This window comes from Natronolimnohabitans innermongolicus JCM 12255, from assembly GCF_000337215.1.
Taxonomy (GTDB): Archaea; Halobacteriota; Halobacteria; order Halobacteriales; family Natrialbaceae; genus Natronolimnohabitans; species Natronolimnohabitans innermongolicus.
The window spans coordinates 1-20,469 of record NZ_AOHZ01000047.1 but is presented as its reverse complement, the minus strand read 5'-3'; the positions used below and the strand labels follow the sequence as shown (position 1 = coordinate 20,469).

Below are 20,469 nucleotides of genomic sequence, written 5' to 3'. Positions count from 1 at the left end.
TCGGCAGAACGGTGGTGTTACCGCGAACAGTTGCGCGCGTCCTCGAGTGCGTCCTCGGCGTTCGACCGGTGGTTCGCCGCGGTGATGACGTCCCCGTCCGCGGCCGCGGCCGCGCTATCGCCAAATTCCGCGGCGGCCGTCGCCAGGTGGCCGCTCCGACAGCGCGTCTCCGCGAACGTGTCCGCGAGTCCGGACGGGGGCTCCGGTTCGGACTCGAGCGTCTCACCCGACGTCGAGAAGGCCGATTCGGCCGCGTCGAACTCGTCTTCGGCGTCGTCGAACGCCTCGTTTTCGAGGGCGTCTCGGCCGCGCTCGAGCGCATCGTAGCCCTCGAGCATCGCGTCGAGGCCGTCACCGAGGGTGACGAGCGGGGACAGGACGTCCCCGAGCGCTTCGACGCCGTCCTCGAGTTCCGCGCGATCGATTCGAACGAGCTCCTCGAAATCGTCGTCGAAGTCTCGAACGTCCGCCGCTGCCTCGTCGTGGTTTTCCTGTGCACCGTCGAGTTCGTCGATCCGCTCGTCGAGCGTCGCGGACGCGGACTCGAGATCGCCATCGCCGTCGATCGCCGCGAAGACAGCGTCGATGTCCGACTCGAGCGTGTCGTCGGTAACCGTCTCGGTCACCGCGACCAGTCGCTCGAGGACGTCGGCGTACGTTCGGAGGAGCGAAACGTCGTCGTCTCGGTCGTCGAGTTCGGTCGCGGCGGTCTCGAGGCGCTCGCGTGCGCTGTCGATACTGGCCAGCGGATCGTCGGGATCGAACTCGAGGTCGGCGGGATCCTCGAGGTCGTCGTCGACGAGCAACGCGAGGGCGGCGTCGTTCAGGTCGCCGATCGCGCGCGAGAGTTCGCGGTCGCCGGTTCGGTTCGCGACAGAGACGGTTTCGTCGCCACCGGTGACGCTCCCGAGACAGCCAGCAAGGGCGGTCGACGCGACCGCACTAGCGCCGGCGCCGGTTCGAATGAGATACTGCCGACGGTTCATCGATACCGGAGGATACGTCTAGAAGGTCATGAACGTACTGGCATCGTGTACGTTGGCTGTCGTACCCGAAAACGAGAATCAGACCGAACTGGACGAGACGACGTGGGCCCCTCGAGTCGCCGAGAGGAGAGAACAGTCGGCACTTGGGAGTGCGATCAGCCTCAGCCGAACGGCCCCATGCCGCCCATTCCGCCACCGCCGCCACCGCCGCCTTGCTGTTGCATCTGTTTCATCATGCGCTGCATCTCCTTGTCCGAGCCCATCCCCTGGAACTGCTTGATGGTCTTTTCCATCATCTTGTACTGCTGGAGCAGTTCGCGGACGTCCTCTTCGCTGGTGCCCGAGCCGCGGGCGATGCGTTCGATCTGACTGGCGCCGATGGCCTTCGGATACTCCTTTTCGGCCTCGGTCATCGAGTCCATGATGACCGAGAACTTCCGCATGCGATCCTGTGTGACGTCCATCGCATCGTCGGGGAGCTGGTCTTTGATCCCGCCGCCGAAGCCGGGGATCATGTCCATGACCTGATCGAGCGGCCCCATGTTGTTCATCGCCTCCATCTGCTTTTGCATGTCGTGGAGGGTAAACGAGCCCTGGAGCATGTCCTCGGGATCCCAGTCGTCCTCTTCGACCTGGGTCTGTTCCATCGCGCGCTCGACGCGTTCGGCGAGCTGGCCGAGGTCGCCCATCCCCAGCAGCCGGGAAATGAAGCCGTCGGGCTCGAAGCGTTCGATGTCCTGGACCTCTTCGCCGGTCCCGAGGAAGGCGATCGACGAATCGGTCTGGTCGACGGCCGTCAGCGCGCCGCCACCTTTCGCCGTCCCGTCGATCTTCGTGATGACGACGCCGTCGATGCCGATGGACTCGTCGAACTGCTGGGCCTGGTCTTTCGCGCCCTGCCCGATCGCCGCGTCCAGGACGAGCAAGGAAGTATCGGGCTGGACGACGCCCTCGATGTCTTCGATTTCGTCGATCAGGTCGTCCTCGAGCGCGTGGCGACCCGCCGTGTCCACGATGTGAACGTCGGCGTCGCTGGTCTCCTCGAGTCCGTTTCGAGCGATTTCGACGGGGTCGTCGTTGTCCGGGTTGCCGTAGAAGTCGACCTCCGCGCGTTCACACATCTCCTTTGCCTGCTGGTAGGCGCCGGGTCGGAAGGTGTCGGTCTGGATGACCGCCGGGCGCAGTCCCTTCGTCGAGAACCACCAGGCCATCTTGGCCGACGAGGTCGTCTTCCCCGAACCCTGCAGGCCGGCGAGCAGGATGGTCTGTTCTTCGAGGGGCAACTCCGTCGAGTCGCCGATGAGACCGACCAGTTCCTCGTAGACGATGCGGAGGACGAAATCCCGCGCCGGCGTCCCCGCGGGCGGTTCCTCTTCCAGGGCGCGCTCTTTGATGTTGTCCGACAGCTCCATCACGAGCGAGACGTCGACGTCGGCGGAGAGCAAGGAGCGCTGGATCTCCTTGACGATCTCCTCGATGTCCTCCTCGCTGATGCGGGACTTCCCGCGGAGCTTGTCGAGGGTTCCCCGCAGAGAACTCCCGAGATCGTCGAGTACCATTTGCCACTTCTACGGGGCGACGTCGTTAAAGGCTTTTTCTACACCGTTGCCCGACAGATCGAGGCCGCCGTCGATGCGTATTTCACTCGACCCGGCCAACGCCCTCCCATGAGCGCAGACGATCCGGATGGGAACGCAGTCGACGACGTCGACGTCGATCCCGACCAGTACGACGCCCTCGAGGACGCCGACGTCACCATGCGCGAAAACGAGCACGGCCTTCACATCGCCGACGACGAGGTGACCGGCGTCTCGAGTCAGGGACCGACGCCCGAGGACGCTCTCCGAAATCTCGCCGAAGCGGTCCGGTCGTACCGCGAGGCGACCGACGACGACCCCGGCGACGACTGGCTCTGAGCGTCTCGTCTCGTCGTCCGTCCGAGACCGGCCACAGCACGCTCCCGTTTTACGGGTTTGCCCGTGGTGAGACCCAGCCATGGACGAATACGACGTCATCGTTATCGGCGGCGGATCGGGGAATCAGGTCGCGACCGCCGCGGCCGAACGCGGACTCGAGGCGGCCGTCATCGAGCGCGGACCGCTCGGCGGCGCCTGCATCACGCGGGGCTGTATCCCCTCGAAGGCGCTCATCCACCGTGCGGACCTCGCCGAGGAGGTCCGGCGAGCCGGCGAGTTCGGCATTCCGGCAACCGTCGACCTCGAGGCCGTCGACTACGGCGAGTTCACGGACGCGATTCGCGAGGCGGTCTACGAGAAGGCCGAGCGACAAGCAGAGAGCCTCGAGGAGACGGAGCACCTGACGCTGTACGACGGCGAAGGCCGATTCGTCGACGATCGAGCGCTCGAGGTCGATCTGAACGACGGCGACACCGTCGAACTCCGTGCCGAGACGATCGTCGTCGCGGTCGGGAGTCGGCCGATGGTTCCGCCGATCGACGGCCTCGATACCACCGATTTCCTGACGAGCGACGACGCCCTCTATCTGGACGAGCGACCCGACTCGCTGGTCGTCGTCGGCGGCGGCTACATCGGTGCCGAACTGGGCTACTTCTTCGCCGCGCTGGGCACCGAGGTCTCGATGATCGGTCGCAGCGAGCAACTGGTCCCTCGAGAGGACGACGAGATCAGCGAAGTCATCACGCGGTCGCTCGAGCGCTACGCCGACGTCCACGCGGGATACGAGGCGGCGTCGGTCGTGGAAGCCGGAGCCGGCGTGGTCGTCACCGCGGAGCCGAGCGACGGCGAGGGCGGCGACGACCCGGTCGAAATCGAGGCCGACGACCTCCTGCTGGCGACCGGCCGCCGACCCAATACGGATACGCTGAACCTCGACGAGACGGGTATCGAGACGGACGACGAAGATCACCTCGTCGTCGACGAGACGCTCGAGACGACCGTCGACGGGGTCTGGGCGCTCGGCGATATCGTCGGCCGGGAGCCGTACAAACACGCGGCCGACTACGAGGCGGAAATCGTCTCGGCGAACGTCCTCGAGGATGCAAACAGAGAAGCCGACTACGCGGCGATGCCCCACGCCATCTTCACCGAGCCGCAGGTCGCGAGCGTCGGGCGGACGGAAGCCGAACTCGAGGAGAACGGGCTCGAGTACGAGTCGGCGACGATCCCCTTCGATACCGCGCCGCTGGGGATGATTATGGACGTCGACGACGGTCTCGTGAAGGCGCTGGCGGCGCCCGACGGCGAGATTCTCGGCTGTCACATCGCGGGACCGCAGGCGTCGACGCTGATTCAGGAGGTCGTCGTCGCGATGGACCGAGCCGACGGACGGGTCGAAGACGTCGCCGAGTCGGTCCACGTCCACCCGGCGCTCTCGGAGGCCGTCTACACGGCGTTCAGCGAACTGTCCTCGAGTGCGTTCTCGACGGCGCCGGATTGGTCGGAGACGAGCCTGTAGCGAGACGGCACACTCGCCGACGCAACGTCTGTACGTGCGGTCGCCCCCACTGCGTTCAGTCGTCGACCTCGCCGCTTACTACCTCGCCGTCGTTCGCCATCCACTCCGTCAAACTCCCCTCGTAGAAGGCGACGTCCTCGTAGCCCAGCGCCCGCAGGACGACGTAGGTGTGGCTGATCCGCCGGGCCGTATTGCAGTAGAGGACGACCTCGCGGTCGCGCGTGATGCCGTGGTCGGCCAGCAACTCCTCGAGTTCGGCTTCGGGTTTCAGCCGCCGCGTCTCGTCATCGACGACCTCGCGCCAGTCGAAGCGGACGGCCCCCGGGAGACGCGCCTCCTCGAACTCGTGGGTCTCGCGGGTGTCGACGAAGATGGCGTCGCGCTCGAGGGCCTCTGCGACGGCGTCGAAGCCGACCAGCGGACTCTCATCGCGCGAAAGCGGGTCGGCCTCGTAGTCGGTCGGTTCGATCGCTGGTTCGTCGCTCGTGGTCTCGTGTTCCCGGCTCCAGGCGCTGTAGTCGCCGTCGAGCAGCCGAACGTCGTCGTGACCGTACTCGAGGGCCGTCAGCACGAATCGGGCGGCGAAGACGCCGTGCATGTCGTCGTAGGCGACCACCGTGTCCGACGGCGAAACGCCGGCCTCGGTGAGCAACTCGGCGAAGGCGTCGACACCCGGCAGCGTTCCGCGATCGACGTCGCTCTCGTCGCGGTAGCTTTCGAAGGGCACGCTGACGGCGCCGGGAACGTGACCGATGCCGTCGTACTCCCAGGCGTCCCTGACGTCGACGATGCGTACCTGCGGATCCTCGAGTCGCGCGGCGAGCCAGTCCGGGCTGACGACGACGGATTCGTCCATCGATCGATCATTTCGGGCAGGCACTCGAGTACACACCGGTCCCGGCAGCGCTCCCCGTGGTACCGAGGTAGTAGCAAGTATTACCGCCAGATGGGGATTCGACGCGACGGCGACACCCGACATACGACGGCCGTGACTATATCATGCTGGCAGTAGGCGCGCACCGCTTCTTCTGCCGAAAACGGGCGTTTCAGGTAGCGGCAACAGTGTCCGACACGGTCGACCACTGTCCGAATTGTCCGCTTCGAGAGCCACTATGAGTCCGGGGGACCTTCGAACGAGTATGGCAGACGCAGACTACGCCAACGACGTACTCGTCAGCGCCGATTGGGTCGAAGACCGACTCGAGGAGTTCCAGGACGACGACGCCGACCTCCGACTGGTGGAGGTCGACGTCGACACGGAGGCCTACGAGGACGAACATGCACCGGGTGCGATCGGATTCAACTGGGAGACCCAGCTTCAGGATCAGACGACCCGCGACATCCTTTCGAAGGAAGATTTCGAAGACCTGCTCGGCTCCCACGGCATCAGCGAGGACTCGACGGTCGTCCTCTACGGCGACAACGCCAACTGGTTCGCCGCCTACGCCTACTGGCAGTTCAAGTACTACGGTCACGAGGACGTCTACCTGCTCGACGGCGCACGGAGCTACTGGCTCGAGAACGACTACCCCACGACGGACGAAGTGCCGGAGTTCTCGGACGTCGAGTACGACGCCGCCGGCCCGCGCGAGAGCATCCGCGCCTACCGCGAGGATGTCGAGAACGCGATCGACCGCGGCGTGCCGCTGGTCGACGTTCGCTCGCCCGAGGAGTTCAAAGGCGAGATTCTTGCCCCGCCGGGACTCCAGGAGACCGCCCAGCGCGGCGGCCACATTCCCGGCGCGAAGAACATTTCGTGGGCCGCCGTCACCAACGACGACGGGACGTTCAAGACGCGCGAGGAACTCGAGGAACTCTACGGCGAGGAGGGGATCGACGGCAACGAGACGACCGTCGCCTACTGCCGCATCGGCGAGCGATCGTCGGTTGCGTGGTTCGCGCTGCACGAACTGCTCGGCTACGAGGACACCGTCAACTACGACGGCTCCTGGACCGAGTGGGGCAATTTGGTCAACGCGCCGATAGAGAAAGGCGAAGCCGACGACTGAACGGAGTGATTGAGTCGGCTTCGTAGTGGAGCGGGGAGGCGTAGCCGACCCGTGGTGCAGGGCGAAGCCGACAATTGAGCGTAGCGAAAGCGGAAGCTTCGTATCGGAACGGGGAGCGCAAGCGACCTGCGGAGAAAGGCGAAGCCGAGTGAAACGAGGCCTCGTAGCGGAACGGCGAACGAAGTGAGCCATGGAGCAGGGCGAGGCCGACGACTAAACGGAGTGCAGGAGGCTGCGTCGTAGCGGAGCGGCGACCAATAGGATGCCTCAAGAAAGCGAACGCGACCGTCTTGCAATCCTGAAAATTGAAGAGAATCCCGCCACAGCCACGTGAGGATCTGACGTGTGGCCTCGGCGATCATCCAGTGACCTTGGATCTGTTCTGTGGTGTCGGTTGGGCGTCGGCCAGATCCAGCGTTTGGATGGTTCAATTCTTCTGGACTCAGCCGATCGGCCACCACAACTGGTCGGTATTAGCGGTCGTAGATATATTGTGATGCGACGAACGTGAGGGCTGTAGAAAAGAACACACCTAACGTTTCAATTGCAAGGCTTCCAACAATCCAGTACTGATACGACAGAACGACGAACGTAGCGACGAGGGCAACGGTGAAGCTATTCCTGTAACTTTTCGCTTTTCCTTCAGTAATATCTGTGTCTAAAACAGCTTCTACAACGCTCATAGTCCGAATTTATCCCTCAACCACAATATAAATTTTCATCCATAATTGGCTATTTTATTTCTATTATAAATAATAATTATTATTAATTAGATTGGAGTGATCAGTATAGAGGGTACTTATACTACCGGGCAAAAATCAAAATTCTTCATTACACTATATATCTTAAACTTCATTATTTGTGTATATACATTAGATTTATAATACAGGTAAAGATTTATATTATTCACAGAATGAAAATCTAACTTCAATGTCCGATGAGTTTGACAATAACAGGCGAAGCGTATTGAAAAGCATGGGTATTGTTGGAGGCGCTGCCATTGCGACGCCGGCAGTTAGTGGCTCGGCAACCGCTTCGGACGAACAGGTCGAACCACAGTCCTCGGTTCCTGGAGTAACCCACGTCAAAACGTTCGACGGCGACGATATCTGCTACGCAGCAGCCGGAATGTGTCTTCTGATTCCGACCCCGGCAGGCAGCGTGGCAGCTAAAGGCTGTGTCGTCGGCAGCGCGGGTTGTTTCGCGTATGAAACACTCGACCGATTGGGCTGGTCCGGATGTGAGATCGATCTGTACAGCGTCCCTCCCTTTATGCCCCAGCCTTACGTGGTCATCCCGCAGTGTATTCCCAACCCAACTAGTTTCCTGATAGATCTTATCAACGAGCACCGCCCCTCCCTGCCCTCGCCATTCGCTCAAGAAGCAGCTACTGAACAGGAGGATAAATCGGATCTCGATGAAAACGAATGGATCGTCAGTCAAGAGTTTGCGGACGAGTATGAGATAGACACGTCTCCAGAGACCGTCTCGGTCGAAGCGATCGGCGACTAACCGTCCCCATGCTAGCCGTACCGATCTAAGAGATCAGAGATTTGCTGGGCATCAGCTCAGTGAACTTTCACCAGATATCCAAAGCGCGCAGCAGGCAGTACAGACGTTTTCAGATCGAGTTGGGACCGAACTCCCGTCTGGAAATTCAGTGAGAGTGGAATCACCCGCTTGAGCTTAGTCGGGCTGGATTCACCTTCCAGGTCGTCACGAGCCCCGACAGTTCGATACGAACTGCTCTAGACGTTCGTTCGGCGCTTCGAGTTCGCCGACCGTTTCCTCAACGGAAGGGTCTCCGCCGACGAGGAGCTTGAGAATCGATTTCCCACCGCGGCCGCGATACACAGGGGCTCCAGCGCGTAGATGTATCACGATCAGAGCGCCATCTCGCACCGCTGTATGCGACACCGGTATAGGGGAGTCGTGGTCGTGGCGGCGATCGAACGGAACGGACGATACAGCCTCGACGCAGCGTTCAGTGCGGTGGCGCGAAAAAACGATCGACACGTCCGACAACGGGTCGGCGGTCAGCGACAGTTCAGTTCAGGTAGTCGGCGGCCAGGTCCGTCGACGAGATGACCTCGAGGTCGCCCTCGCTCTGGAGGTCGTCGATGATCTCGAGGGAGGCTTCGAGGTCGTCGAGCGTGCGGAACGACAGCGTCGCGATCGTTCCGGTGTCGGCGGCCCACCGGAGGAGGGTGTCGGTCTCGTCGGGTTCGGGGTTGGTGGCCCGCGGTGCGAGCGCGGCGTTGCTGAGGTAGCCGTGGCCCGCGTAGCCGGAGGCGAAGCCGACGTCGTAGTGTTCGTCGACGAGTTCGATAGACGTCTCGTCGTACCGGTTGAGCGGGTACGAGAAGACGCTGTTCTCGAAGCCGTTGTCCGCGAGCCAGGAGGCGGCGGAAGTGAGCTGGTCTTCCTGCTCGGACTCGCTCAGCTGCGTGAGGTCGCTGGTCGACGCACCCTTGCTGGCGATGGTCCAGCCGTCGTCGTCGAGGTCCTCGAGTGCGGCGACCGAGGGGTAGCCTTCGGCGCCGACGCGGTCGGTGGTAACGAACGTCGTCGCGGAGACGTCGTAGTCGGCGACGGTCGAAGCGGCGTCGAGCGCGACCGATTCGTCGGGGAACTGCAGGAGGACTTTGCCGGTCTCGGGACGCTCGACGAACTGGTAGTCGTCGGCCCACACGGACAGTTCGCGGTCGCCGGCGTAGACCGAGAGCTTGGTGTGCTCGATCGAGCTCAGATCCGGTTCGCCCTCGACTCTGTCGAGGCCGAAGTTGCGGTGAACGAACCCGGAATCGGCGGTGACGCTCGTTCGCAGGAGCAGCCGGTCGCCGTCGGTGTCCGTCAGCTGGAGGGTCACACTGAGGTCGGTATCGCTCGCGAACGCGAGCGAAGGGAACTCGGTCGAGAGATCGCGCGGCGAGTCGAACTCGCGTTTGATCATCACGCGCGTGTCGCCCTCTTCGGCGATCATCCGCGCGGACTGGGAACCGGTGTAGTAGCGCTCTCCGTCGGCCTCGAGGGCGCCCTCTTCGACGTGCCATTTCGAGAGGTCTTCGAACTCGTCGAACGAGCCCGGCTCCTCGTCGATCGGGTCGGAGGATCCGTTGCCGTTCTCGTCGCCGTTGTCGCCGCCGTTTTCGTCGTCGTCGCTCGAGCCGGTCATCTCTGAACAGCCGGCAAACGCAGCCGCAGCCGCCGTCGCCGTCGCGAGGTATGCTCGTCGTTTCATTACGACCGAAGACTGTCGGCTTTGGGTGATTGTTATGAACGGATTAGTGTTCAGTTCGGTGGAGTAATCAGTGCTTAGACGGGAGAATGCCAAGGCTACTGATATGGACCCTCGGACAAGGAGAGTGGAAACCGTCGCTCGACAGACCTAACTCGAGTCCGACCGAACGGTCGGTATGGTTGACTCCGAGTCGTTCGTCGAGACCGTTCGCGAAACCAACCAGACCGCGCTCTCCCGACTCGGCTCTTCGAAGTCGCTCTACGCCGACACCGGCGGCGACATCGACACCGAGCCGGTTCTCGAGGCGACGGCCGACGCCGAGTACGCCGCCTGGCAGACGTTTCTCGAGTGGGCCGACGACGAGGCTCACGACGCCGCTCGCGAAGCCTTCGAGCGGACAGCCGAGGAGGAACGCGACCACTACGAGACCGTCCGTGACCGCCTCGACGCCGACGAGTACGAACCCGAAGCCGTCCCCGCGCTTCACGAGTACCTGCGCGGCCTCGAGTCGACGGTCGACCGCGCCGGCGCGTTCGTCGGACGCATCGTCGCGAGCAAGCACTCGAAAGAGCAGGTCGTCGGCTATTTCGTCGGCGACGCCGACCCGCAGACGGCTGGCGTCTTCCGCGAGTTCGGCGACGATCTGGACGGCCAACTCGAGCGCGCGACGGCGCTGCTCGATGACGTCTGCGACGATGCCGACGACCGCGAGGCGGCGCTCGAGGCCGCAAACGGCGCGATCGAGACCGCCTACGAGGAGTACGTCGAGAACATGGAGGCGCTGGGTGCGAACCCAAAGCCGGTCTGCTGACGGCTGACGGCTAACCGCTACCCGTTCTAGACGCCGTCGACGGTCGATCGATACGCTCGAACCGACTCGAGGGCGTCCTCGACGTGCTCGGCGACGTCTCCTCCTTCCTGATCGGCGATTTCGGTGAGGATGTGTTCGTGGCGCGCGAGTGTTCCGTGGTCGGGGCCGCGGTCGGCCGCTGCGTGGTCCGCGAACTGTTCGGACTGGCTCTCGAGGCGTTCGCGCGTTTCGCCGTCGGCCGCAGCGTCGGCGGCCTCTTGCAGCGTTGTAGCGGCGTCTTCGAGGTTTTCTCGTGCCATAGAGTGGCGTTCTCCCGTCGGCAGTAAAACAGTTTCACTCGTTCCGAGAGTGCGGGACGGTTCCGGCAGACGCCGATATCGGTCCGCTACTCACCGGACTCCACGGACTCGACGGACTCGAGTCGCTCCGAGAGATCCAGCGCTGCGGCCGTCTCGGCGTCGAGTCCGGCGACCGCGTCGTGGAAGTTCGTCGCGTAGCTCGCCGGACCGTTGTAATCCAGTTCGGCCGCGCGTTCGCCGGCGATTCCGAACGCGAGCGTTCCGTGGAGGGCGGCCGTCGTCGCGTCCTCGAGGGCGCCGTGGAACGCGGCGATCGTCCCACCGAGCATGCAGCCGGTGCCGACGACCTGGCCGAGCATCTCGTGGCCCGCAGTAAGCCGAACGACGCCCGCGCCGGTGGCGACGACGTCCGCGACGCCGCTTGCGACGACCGTCGCGCCGGTCGACTCGGCGAGCGACCGCGCCGCGTCCTCGATTTCGTTGTACTCGCCGACCGACTCGACGCCTTTCACCTCGGCTTCGACGCCCGCGAGCGCGCTGATCTCGCCGTAGTTACCCTTGATGACCGCGAAGTCGACGGCCTCGAGTAGCTCCTCGGCGACCGACTCCCGCGTGGGCGTCGAGCCGACGCCGACGGGATCGAGGACGACGGGAATATCGTTCGCGGCCGCGGTCTCGGCGGCCTCGTGCATCGCTTCGACCTTTCCCGCCGGAACCTGGCCGGTATTGAAGAGGATCGCCGAGGCGCCGGCGGCCATCTCGCCGGCGTCGCCCGGCGAGTCGGCCATCACCGGCAGTGCATCCCAGTGCAGCGTGAGGTTTGCCACGTCGTTCATGGTGACCTCGTTGGTCAGGTGCTGGACGAGCGGCGACCGCTCGTCGATCGCCGCGAGGGATTCCGCGAGGTCGTCGCCGGTAATATCAGTGGGTGGTGACTCACTCATTACCTACCGATCCGTCCTCTACGTCCTTCGCAGTTTCGACGGTTTCAGCGAGCCGTTCGGTGGCCGCTCGCGGATCGTCGGCGGCGGTGATCTCGGAGATGACGGCGACGCCGGTCGCGCCCGCCTCGACGACCGGTCCCGCGTTGTCCGCCGTGATCCCGCCGATACCGACGACCGGGATCGAGACCGCGTCGACGATCGCGGCGATTCGCTCGAGACCGATCCCGTCCTCGTCGTCGGCCACGTCCTTCGAGAACGTGCCGTAGACGGCGCCGACGCCGAGATAATCCGCGCCCGCCGCCTCGGCCTCGCGAGCTTCGTCGACCGTCGACGTCGAACAGCCGATCACCGCGTCGGAACCGAGCAGTTCGCGGATGACCGCGACCGGGAGGTCCGACTGTCCGACGTGGACGCCGTCGGCGTCGATCGCTTGTGCGACGTCGACGCGGTCGTTGACGATCAGATCGACGCCCGCCTCGGCGGTCAGCTCCCGGAGCTCGAGGCCCACCTCGTAGCGCCGGCGCGTCTCGGTCTCTTTCTCGCGGAGCTGAACGACGTCGACGCCGCCCGCGGTCGCGTCCTCGACGACGGCGATCGTCGACCGGCCCGCGGAGATCGATTGCTGGGTGACGAGGTAGGTACCGTAGCTCGAGGGGTCCATGTCCGAACTGGCGAGGGTGAGCCACTAAGCGCCTGTGGTTCAGTCCCACAGCGTCGCGCCGTCGGTTCCGGGACTCCGACCTTCTTGGTCCGTGGTAGCAAGCTACACACATGGCGTTCGATCCAGCTCGCGCGAGCACCGTCACGTTCGATTCCTACAGCACGCTCGTCGACGTTGACGCGGTCGAGACCGCGCTGGCCGACCATCCCGACGTCGACGACCCGGAACCGATCTCGAGGCGCTGGCGCAGCCGGTCGATGCAGTACACCCTCGTCGGCAACCACACCGAGACGTACGAACCGTTCTACGACGTCAACCGCGACGCCCTCGAGTACGCCCTCGCGGCCCACGGCGTCGATTCGACGGCGGACGAACGCGAGGAAATCCTCTCGGCGTACCACGAACTCCGGGTGTTCGACGACGTCAGAGCGAGCGTCGAACGGCTGGCCGAGGCTGGCTACGACTGCTACGTCCTCTCGAACGGAAATCCCGAGATGCTCGAGTCGATGGTCGAGCGGGCCGATATCGGCGACCTGCTCGCGGACACCATCAGCGCCGACGAACTCGAGACGTTCAAGCCCGATCCCGAACTGTACCGCCACGCCGCGGGGCGGACCGGAACGCCGATCGACGAAATCGTCCACGTCTCGGCGCTGTGGTTCGACGTCCAGGGAGCCAGCAACGCCGGAATGCAGGGCGTCTGGCTCGATCGGAAGGGTGACCCGTGGGATCCGTTCGGTGCCGAACCCGACCTCGTCTGTGACGGACTCGACGAACTGGTCGCGCGACTCGAGTGACACGGCTATCGCTCGCGGCGGTTCCCGTCGCTGCGAAGGAGACCGTGCCAGTCGGCGTCGTCGAGTCGCTCTCGAAGCGCCGGAAGCGGCGTGATCGGCTCCGGATCCGACGCCTTCTCTCCGATCCGGCGGCGCCACCAGGCGACGTCGTACCAGTCACCGTCGGTGTAACCGATCGCCGGAAAGTCGACGCAGCGGTCGAAGCCGAGCCGCTCGTGAAATCGCTCCGTTTCGGGATTGGGCACCGTCGTGACGGCGTAGGCGTCGCGGACGCCCTGGCGCTCGAGAACGGCGAACAGCGCTTGGTAGAGCGCGCGGCCGACGCCGGACTGGCGGGCGCTCTCGGCGACGTACACCGAGAGTTCGACGGTCCACTGGTAGGCTCGTCGCTTCCGGAGCCGACTCGCGTACGCGTACCCGACGACCTCGCCGTCGAGTTCGCAGACGAGCCACGGGTACGTCTCGAGGGTTGACGCGATGCGGTCGGCCATCTCGGCGGCGGCGGGTGGCGTCTCCTCGAACGTGACCGGCGTCGATTCACAGAACGGGGCGTAGATGTCGCGAACCGCGCTCGCGTCGGAGCGGCGTGCGAGGCGGATCCGTGACTCGGACTCCATACGAGTTCGTTCGAGGGGGACGTGGTAAACGTACGGTTTCGACGGTTTCGACTGCTGGAACAGTCACAGAACGCAAGCGTACGGCGTTCAGCCAGACGTTCGCGTCCGAACCCATCGCCCGAACCGACTCGCGTAGTGGCTGCCGACGGTGTAGCCGCGACGCCAGGTCGAAGGTCGGAAGAGCTGTCGGATCCCGAACGCGAGGACCGCGAGCCAGAAGATCAGCGATGTCCAGACTCGAGTCGCCCGCTCGGAGTGGCGAAGTACGGGAACCGTCACGAACGCACCCAACGCGAGTCCCAGCGCGCCGCCGGCAGCCGGCAGGGAGAGCACCTCGAAGTACTCGAGGGCGGCGACGAGCGGTGCGAAGGCTGCGGCCGCGAGCGTTCCCCTGAGGGCGAGCGGACGGGCCGCCGTCGACGGGCGGTCGGCGGCGAACGCATCTCGGCCGAGCGCGACGAGTTGCCAGCCGGCGAACGCCCCGAGCGAGGCACCGAACAGGAGCACCGCGTCGGGGTCGAGACCCGTCGTCGGAAGCGAAAGCGCACTCACGACGACCGCAAGCGAGAGGGCGACCGTCCCCTGGTCGTCCGCGTACCGGGCGAGCAGCCGCTCGGCGACGAACAGAAACGTCAGGCCGACGGCTACGCCGGCGACGATGTCGACGAGATAGTGGACGCCGAGTGCGACCCGCGAGAGTCCGACGAGTGCAATGACCGTCGCGCTGACGGCGAGTCGCGTCCGGAACGTTCCGATCGAGAGACGCCGCGCGAGCGTGACGTAGACGACCGTGGTCATGAGGGCGTGGCCGCTCGGAAAGCCGTAGCCGCTGGCCATCGCCGTCGTTTCGTACAGCGGTTGGACGAGTCCGGGGAGCGCCTCGAGCGCGACCAGCGGCTCGCCCGGACGGGGGAGCGCGAAGACGTGTTTCAGGGCCGTGATCAGCGAGAGGCCGGCTAACGTGAGGCCGACGACGACCATCGCGTCCTCGCGTCTGTTCGACGCGAACCAGTAGACGGCACCGACGAGGAGCGCCAGAAACCAGACGTCACCGAGTTGCGTGAGCAGCGCGACCAGAATCGCCGCCCACTCGGGGATCACCGCCTGGATCGGTTCGAATTCATTGATACCTCTAGACATATCGTTCAGCACGGGAACTAGTCAGTAAACGGTATCGGCTCGAGACCGGTCACCTGTTCAGTCGGTCGTTCGATCGCTCCTCGGCCAAGCGCGTGACCGTCGAACTGATCTCCTCGACCGTCGCGGCCTGGTCCTCGTTGGCGTCGGCGACCTGTTCGATCTCGTCGGCGACGCGTTCCGACTGCTCCAGCAGGTCGTCGACCATCGAGGCGACCGCTTCGGTACTCGCCGCCTGATCGTCGGTCGCGTCGGAGACGCCTTTGATCCCGTGGGAAGCCTCCTGTACGGACTCGGCGATGTCCTGAAGCGTGTCCATCGCGTCGGTGACCTGTGTGATTCCCTCGTCGATCTGTCGCGTGGTCTCCTCTAAGCTCTCGACCGCGTTCGCGCTGTCGGTCTTGATGTCGTCGACCATTTGCTCGATTTCGCTCGCGTGTTCTTTCGACTCCTCGGCCAGCGATTTGACCTCGTCGGCGACGACGGCGAACCGTTTGCCGGATTTGCCGGCGCTCGCCGCCTCGATACTCGCGTTTAGTGCTAGCAGATTCGTCTGATCGGCGATGTCGTTGATGACCTCGACGATCCCGTCGATCTCGTCGATCCGCTCTTCGAGTCGGGCGACGTCGTCTGCAGCCTCGGCCGTCGACTCGTCGATCACTTCCATCAGTTCGATCGCTTCGGTCGCCGCCTCCCGTCCTTCTTCGGCTCGCTCTTCGGCCTGTGCGCTAGTGGTTGCCACTTCTTCGGCCGTCGACGCGATCTCCTCGACCGTCGCCGACATGTCGGTCAGTTCGCTTGTCACGTCTTCCATCGACTCGGCCTGCGCGCGGGCTTCCCGACTGATCGCCTCGGAGCTATCGGCGACGTCGTCGACCGACGACTCGAGGTCCTCGATCGGTTCCTGCACTTCCCGGCTGACCCGTTTCATCAGCGTCTCCTGGTTCTCGATGACGTCGTCCAGTCGCTGGCTGTAGGAGTGGATGTAGGTCTCCATCGCGACCTGCTGGTCGAGGTTCATGACCGTCAGCAGCGTCTTCGTCCGCGCCGCCAGCTCGTCCAGCGCGTCCGGTCCGGTCAGTGCCTCGCCGGCATCGGCGTGGGCCACCGCGCCGCCGTCGGGTCGTGCGAGGTCCGCCTTCAGATCCTCGACGAGCGCGTCGATCAGGTGTTCGTAGAAGACGGTGTACGCGCCGAGATAGATCTTCGGCCCGAGATCGAGCAGATCGTGGATCTTCCCGATCCGGGCACGGTTGTCGAAGTGCGACCGGCCGTACTGGCCGTCGAACAGTCCCTCCAGATACTGGCGCTGGGTTTGTTTGAGCTGATCGACTGACTTCGACGATCGCCCGAAGATCTCTCGCGTTTCGTCGTAGGACTCGAGAGTGTCGTAGAAGGCGTCGACCGTCCCGTCGATCGCCGGTTCGACGACCGGCTCGATCTCTCGAAGACGTCGTCGGTCGTCGTCGTCGAAGCCCGTAAACTCCTTGCGCCACTCGATTTCGCGTCCGTCGATGCCGATCTCGTCGATCAACTGTGCACCGTCGACGCGCCGTCGTACTGCAGCCGTTATCTCGTCGTCCCCAGACCTCATTCGCATGGACGTTGCGACACCACCCCGTTATACTCACTGGCCGAATACGCCCTCTGCCGTGCGATCAAATCCCACGATTCCACACTTTGTGCGGTTTCAGCCGTCCGATCACCGGGGCCGCGCCGTCGGCGGTCGGTTGCCAGCGGCGATATCTGGGCCAACGCACGTCGCACGCAGCGATAGCGACGCCAAGGCTTTTCGGTTCGCTCGGTCTGGCGACCGATATGGACGACCACCAGCGACTGACGGCGCTCTCGGACGCCGAGGCCGACGCACTCGCCGAGGCCGCACTCGAGAGTGAGTCCGTCGAACGGCTCGAGACGTACCTCGAGGAGTCTTACGACGCGTCGCTACCGAGCGAGAACCGACGCGCGTTCGAGCGCGACGACGGTGTCCGTGCCGTCACGTTCGAATCCGATCCGGAGCCCGAATCGGCGACGCGACCGGCGCTCGCGGTGACCGTCCACTTCGAAGACGAATCGGTCGTGCGGGCGACGGCCGAACGCCACGGCCCCGACGTCGACGGGACGGTCGAACTCGTCTTCCCGTCGGCGCTCGCACCCCGGCCCGAGGCGGCGGTACGCGACATCGTCAACCCGGACGGCGGTGACGACGAACTCGAGGTCGAGGTTACCGTCGACGAATCGGACGCGGTCACGAGTTACACGATCGAACTCTGAACACGGCGCGGGATCGAGTCTGCCCTCGCTCGCTATAACTCTCGTAAGTTGACGACCGTCGAGCGAATCGTCACCGGCGCCACGTTGGCGACGTCGGCCGCGGCCGCCTGCGTGACCGCCGGCCACTCCTCGCGCTCGCCGGCGGCTTTGTAGAGGCAGGCTGCGGCGATTCCGCTCGGATTTCGGCCGACGACGAGCCCCGCTTGCAGTAACTCCGAGACGTGCGCTCGAGCGCGTTTTTCGATGGGCGTCTCGAGCCCGAGTTTCGAGGCGTATCGTGGGAGGTACTGAGTCGGATCGATCGGCCCCGTCGGGAGTCCGAGTTCGCGGTTGAGCGCGTCGTAGGCAGCGGTAAGCTCACCTTCGTCCGCGCGAGCGACGGCGGTAATCTCTTCGACGGTTCGCGGCAGCGAGCGCGCTCGACAGGTCGCGTACAGCGAGGCGGCGGCGAATCCCTCGAGGGACCGTCCCTGTAACAACCCCTCGGACTGGGCGGACTCGAAGAGCGAGCAAGACTGTTCGCGGATGCAATCAGGAAGGGAGAGCAACGCGTTAACGCGCCGTATCTCGGCGAAACCGTAGACCTGGTTTCGCTCGACTTTCGACGAGATTCGCGACCGATTGTGCTCGCGGCGCAACCGGGCGATCTGTCGGCGCTTCCGTCCGCTCAATCGAGCCCTGTAGTCGTCGTTCGACCCTGATCCGAAGCCAATCTCGGTCGAGAGCCCGCGGTCGTGTCGCGACCGCGTCAGGGGGGCGCCGGTCCGGCGACGGTCAGTTTCGTCGTCGTCGAACGAACGCCACTCCGGACCGCGGTCGATCGCATCCACAGCAGTAACGAGCCCACAGTCTTCACAGGTCGTTTCGGCACCACTGGTCCGTAACCTGCCCTCGCACTCGGGACAGACGGTAACTGAATCGGCATCCACCATTGGTAAGTACGTCCTTCATAACTGGTTAGATTCCTAACAGTATTTAAAATATAGGTTATCGAAGAAGAATTAACTATATGGTGGCGTGACCACTGACGATGGCGGAGCCGGGACCGCCTCAGAACTCGAGGAGTCGCCGGACGACGGACGGCGTCCGCTCGTCGGTCGCCACGCCTCCCTCGGTTCGATCGTCCCGGGCCGCGAGCAGCGTCTCGTACCGATCGATCACGGCCTGCCGACGCCGTTCGCTCGTCGCTATCGTAACAACTGAAACGAGTTCCACACTGCTCGCACAGCTCACGGGTCGTCTCTCCCCGGTCGCGGTTCCGCGGCGCTCACTCCGTTTCGCGCCGCGCGTCCGTCGGGCGATCAGGTGTGCAGTGACGGTCAGCGGCTACTATAGCGCCCGCTCGAGGAAGACTCGCGATCGCCACTCTCGAGGGAATGAGGCGGTGCGATACGGTGTATCGTGCTCGTCCGGTGAGGAGAGGAGGTCGCTCGCAAGCGGTCGTCGGTAGCGGGCGTCTCGTCGGACGGTCCTCGTTCGGCTCCCATGTGATCGGGTATCACAGACGGCCAGAAAATCGTCAGACAGTCGAACATTAGGCGCTGTATCGGGACGTATCCGAACCGTCCCTGCGTCGTCACTCGGCGTCCTGAAGGTGAGCCAGAACGGCGTCGGTATCCGCCGGCACCGGCTCCGGATCGGCGCCCGCGGCGGCCGCGGCGTCGGGGTCTTTGAGCAGGTGGCCGGTCGTCAGGCAGGCGACGCGCTCGTCGTCGCCGACGACGCCCTCGCGGCGGAGCTTTCGCAAGCCGGCGACGGAGGCCGCGGAAGCGGGTTCGACGCCGATCCCCTCGCCCGCGAGGTCGCGCTGGGCGTCGGTGATCTCCTCGTCCGTGACCGAGACGGCGGTGCCGCCGGTTTCGCGGATACCGGGCAGGGCCTTCGGCGCGTTGACGGGGTTGCCGATCCGGATCGCGGTTGCGCGCGTCTCGACGTCCTCCCAGCGGCGAACCTCGTCGGCGCCGTTCTCGATGGCCTCGACCATCGGCGCCGCGCCTTCGGCCTGGACGCCGGTGAGCTTCGGCACGTCGTCCTCCGCGAGCGCGCCCGCCTGGACGAGTTCGCGGAAGGCCTTGTACAGCGCCGAGGTGTTGCCCGCGTTCCCCACGGGGAGGACGATCCGATCCGGGACGGCGTCGTAGTCCGCGAGGAAGCCCTCGAGGATCTCGAGGCCGATCGTCTTCTGGCCCTCGAGCCGGAACGGGTTCAGCGAGTTCAGCAGGTAGGCCTCGCCGTCCGCCGCGAGTTCCTGAACGATGTCGAGGCAGGCATCGAAGTTGCCGTCGACCTCCAGAATTCGGGCGCCGTGAAGGCTGGCCTGGGCGATCTTTCCGGCGGCGACCTTCCCGGCGGGGAGGAGCACGAGCGTCTCCATCCCGCCGCGGGAGCCGTAGGCGGCCAGCGCGGCGCTCGTGTTGCCCGTCGACGCGCAGGCGAGGCGGCCGACGCCGAGTTCCTTCGCGACCTTGACGCCGACGGTCATCCCGCGGTCTTTGAACGAGCCCGTCGGGTTCATCCCCTCGTGTTTGATCCGCAGCGCCTCGACGCCGAGATCGTCCTCGAGTCGGGGTACCTCGTACAGCGGCGTGTTACCCTCCTGGATGGAGACGCCCTCGTCGAACGGCAGGGCGGCGCTGTAGCGCCAGACGCCCGGCGCTTCGCCCTCGAAGTCCTCGAACGTCGGCAACTCTTCGTAGCGGGCCTCGAGGAGGCCGTCGCACTCGTCGCAGGTGTAGCGGACGTCGTCGAACGGGGCGAACGTTTCGCCGCACTCGATACACTCGAGCCAGACGCCGTCGTCGGCGTCGGCGGGTACGTCCGGCTGATCAGCGGAGAGACTGAGGCTCATTGTCCCTCGAGAGGGGTGGGAGGGAGAAAAAGGACGTGGGTTCGTCGGTCCGCGCCGCTCTCGAGGGGTGCCGTGTGGCGAGTCGTGGGGCAACTCGATCCAGACGTTCACGTCCATCGACCGTCCGCTCGGAGACGTATCCGGCGAGGACGACGAGTATCGCGCTCCCCACCGAGCGGGTCGATACGTCGTTGCACCGCTTGGTTCCCGGACGTACCATACGATTCTCGCGATCGCTACTCCGCCGACGAGTCGGCTCCTGTGCACTCGCACTCGACTGCCTTCAGGAGAACGATCATATCTGAGCGGTCGACTATCACAATTGACCTCCTCCACGCCCTGAAGGACGTGGAATCCGACCATCGGATTTCCGCCGAGCGTGGCGTTCGAGGTTCCAACCCGCACTCAAG

At 64.6% G+C, this 20,469-nt stretch carries 20 protein-coding genes; 7 read left to right on the top strand and 13 right to left on the bottom strand.

The window, feature by feature from the left end; translation table 11 throughout:
- Positions 1–17 precede the first annotated feature (17 nt).
- Both C493_RS10120 and C493_RS10115 read right to left on the bottom strand, forming a co-directional pair.
- Positions 18–986, bottom strand: coding sequence for a hypothetical protein (locus C493_RS10120; protein ID WP_007259330.1), 969 nt, complete (start codon positions 984–986; stop codon positions 18–20).
- A gap of 161 nt (positions 987–1,147) precedes the next feature.
- Positions 1,148–2,545 (bottom strand): signal recognition particle protein Srp54, encoded by a 1,398-nt coding sequence (locus C493_RS10115; RefSeq protein ID WP_007259329.1) that lies wholly within the window; start codon positions 2,543–2,545, stop codon positions 1,148–1,150.
- A gap of 108 nt (positions 2,546–2,653) precedes the next feature.
- Between C493_RS10115 and C493_RS10110 the strand changes: the two genes are divergently transcribed.
- On the top strand, positions 2,654–2,902 hold the full coding sequence (locus C493_RS10110; RefSeq protein ID WP_007259328.1) for a type II toxin-antitoxin system HicB family antitoxin: 249 nt from the start codon (positions 2,654–2,656) through the stop codon (positions 2,900–2,902).
- Positions 2,903–2,981: 79 nt separating this feature from the next.
- A complete protein-coding gene (locus C493_RS10105; protein WP_007259327.1) occupies positions 2,982–4,421 on the top strand; it encodes a dihydrolipoyl dehydrogenase in 1,440 nt (479 codons plus the stop codon).
- Positions 4,422–4,476: 55 nt separating this feature from the next.
- Here C493_RS10105 and C493_RS10100 read toward each other — a convergent pair whose 3' ends face one another.
- Entirely contained in the window at positions 4,477–5,277 is an 801-nt protein-coding gene (locus C493_RS10100; protein WP_007259326.1) for a sulfurtransferase, read from the bottom strand.
- 283 nt (positions 5,278–5,560) lie between these two features.
- Between C493_RS10100 and C493_RS10095 the strand changes: the two genes are divergently transcribed.
- Positions 5,561–6,430 carry a sulfurtransferase gene (locus tag C493_RS10095; RefSeq protein ID WP_007259325.1) on the top strand — a complete coding sequence of 290 codons (870 nt, stop codon included), beginning with the start codon at positions 5,561–5,563 and terminating at the stop codon, positions 6,428–6,430.
- A gap of 473 nt (positions 6,431–6,903) precedes the next feature.
- Here the strand turns inward: C493_RS10095 and C493_RS22645 are convergent, their stop codons facing one another.
- Positions 6,904–7,113 carry a hypothetical protein gene (locus C493_RS22645; RefSeq protein ID WP_152421137.1) on the bottom strand — a complete coding sequence of 70 codons (210 nt, stop codon included), beginning with the start codon at positions 7,111–7,113 and terminating at the stop codon, positions 6,904–6,906.
- Between the two features lie 247 nt (positions 7,114–7,360).
- On the opposite strand from C493_RS22645, the gene C493_RS22640 reads away from it, so the two are divergent.
- The gene (locus tag C493_RS22640; RefSeq protein WP_152421136.1) at positions 7,361–7,942 is read left to right on the top strand and encodes a hypothetical protein; all 582 of its coding nucleotides are present in this window, start codon (positions 7,361–7,363) and stop codon (positions 7,940–7,942) included.
- 535 nt (positions 7,943–8,477) lie between these two features.
- Here the strand turns inward: C493_RS22640 and C493_RS10085 are convergent.
- On the bottom strand, positions 8,478–9,671 hold the full coding sequence (locus C493_RS10085) for a polysaccharide deacetylase family protein (protein WP_007259323.1): 1,194 nt from the start codon (positions 9,669–9,671) through the stop codon (positions 8,478–8,480).
- Between the two features lie 175 nt (positions 9,672–9,846).
- Between C493_RS10085 and C493_RS10080 the strand changes: the two genes are divergently transcribed.
- Positions 9,847–10,482, top strand: coding sequence for a hypothetical protein (locus tag C493_RS10080; protein WP_007259322.1), 636 nt, complete (start codon positions 9,847–9,849; stop codon positions 10,480–10,482).
- 26 nt (positions 10,483–10,508) lie between these two features.
- Here the strand turns inward: C493_RS10080 and C493_RS10075 are convergent, their stop codons facing one another.
- The 3 genes from C493_RS10075 to thiE all read right to left on the bottom strand — a co-directional run bounded on the left by C493_RS10075 (position 10,509) and on the right by thiE (position 12,386).
- Positions 10,509–10,781, bottom strand: coding sequence for a DUF7553 family protein (locus C493_RS10075; protein WP_007259321.1), 273 nt, complete (start codon positions 10,779–10,781; stop codon positions 10,509–10,511).
- Positions 10,782–10,867: 86 nt separating this feature from the next.
- On the bottom strand, positions 10,868–11,725 hold the full coding sequence (thiM, locus tag C493_RS10070; protein ID WP_007259320.1) for a hydroxyethylthiazole kinase: 858 nt from the start codon (positions 11,723–11,725) through the stop codon (positions 10,868–10,870).
- Positions 11,718–12,386: a thiamine phosphate synthase gene (gene thiE / locus C493_RS10065; protein ID WP_007259319.1), complete on the bottom strand. Its 669-nt coding sequence runs from the start codon at positions 12,384–12,386 to the stop codon at positions 11,718–11,720. The genes thiM and thiE overlap by 8 nt, the downstream gene beginning before the upstream one ends.
- 110 nt (positions 12,387–12,496) lie before the next feature.
- Here thiE and C493_RS10060 point away from each other — a divergent pair, with 110 nt between their 5' ends.
- Positions 12,497–13,183 carry a haloacid dehalogenase type II gene (locus tag C493_RS10060; protein WP_007259318.1) on the top strand — a complete coding sequence of 229 codons (687 nt, stop codon included), beginning with the start codon at positions 12,497–12,499 and terminating at the stop codon, positions 13,181–13,183.
- 5 nt (positions 13,184–13,188) lie between these two features.
- Here C493_RS10060 and C493_RS10055 read toward each other — a convergent pair whose 3' ends face one another.
- The 3 genes from C493_RS10055 to C493_RS10045 form a co-directional block, all read right to left on the bottom strand.
- Positions 13,189–13,800 (bottom strand): GNAT family N-acetyltransferase, encoded by a 612-nt coding sequence (locus C493_RS10055; RefSeq protein ID WP_007259317.1) that lies wholly within the window; start codon positions 13,798–13,800, stop codon positions 13,189–13,191.
- A gap of 87 nt (positions 13,801–13,887) precedes the next feature.
- Positions 13,888–14,940 carry a phosphatase PAP2 family protein gene (locus C493_RS10050; RefSeq protein WP_049889283.1) on the bottom strand — a complete coding sequence of 351 codons (1,053 nt, stop codon included), beginning with the start codon at positions 14,938–14,940 and terminating at the stop codon, positions 13,888–13,890.
- A gap of 49 nt (positions 14,941–14,989) precedes the next feature.
- Positions 14,990–16,531, bottom strand: coding sequence for a globin-coupled sensor protein (locus C493_RS10045; protein WP_086009963.1), 1,542 nt, complete (start codon positions 16,529–16,531; stop codon positions 14,990–14,992).
- Positions 16,532–16,755: 224 nt separating this feature from the next.
- On the opposite strand from C493_RS10045, the gene C493_RS10040 reads away from it, so the two are divergent.
- Entirely contained in the window at positions 16,756–17,211 is a 456-nt protein-coding gene (locus tag C493_RS10040; RefSeq protein WP_007259314.1) for a hypothetical protein, read from the top strand.
- Between the two features lie 32 nt (positions 17,212–17,243).
- Here C493_RS10040 and C493_RS10035 read toward each other — a convergent pair whose 3' ends face one another.
- Positions 17,244–18,143, bottom strand: coding sequence for a transcription initiation factor IIB (locus C493_RS10035; protein ID WP_049889281.1), 900 nt, complete (start codon positions 18,141–18,143; stop codon positions 17,244–17,246).
- A gap of 644 nt (positions 18,144–18,787) precedes the next feature.
- On the bottom strand, positions 18,788–20,059 hold the full coding sequence (thrC, locus tag C493_RS10030; protein WP_007259312.1) for a threonine synthase: 1,272 nt from the start codon (positions 20,057–20,059) through the stop codon (positions 18,788–18,790).
- Positions 20,060–20,469 lie beyond the last annotated feature (410 nt).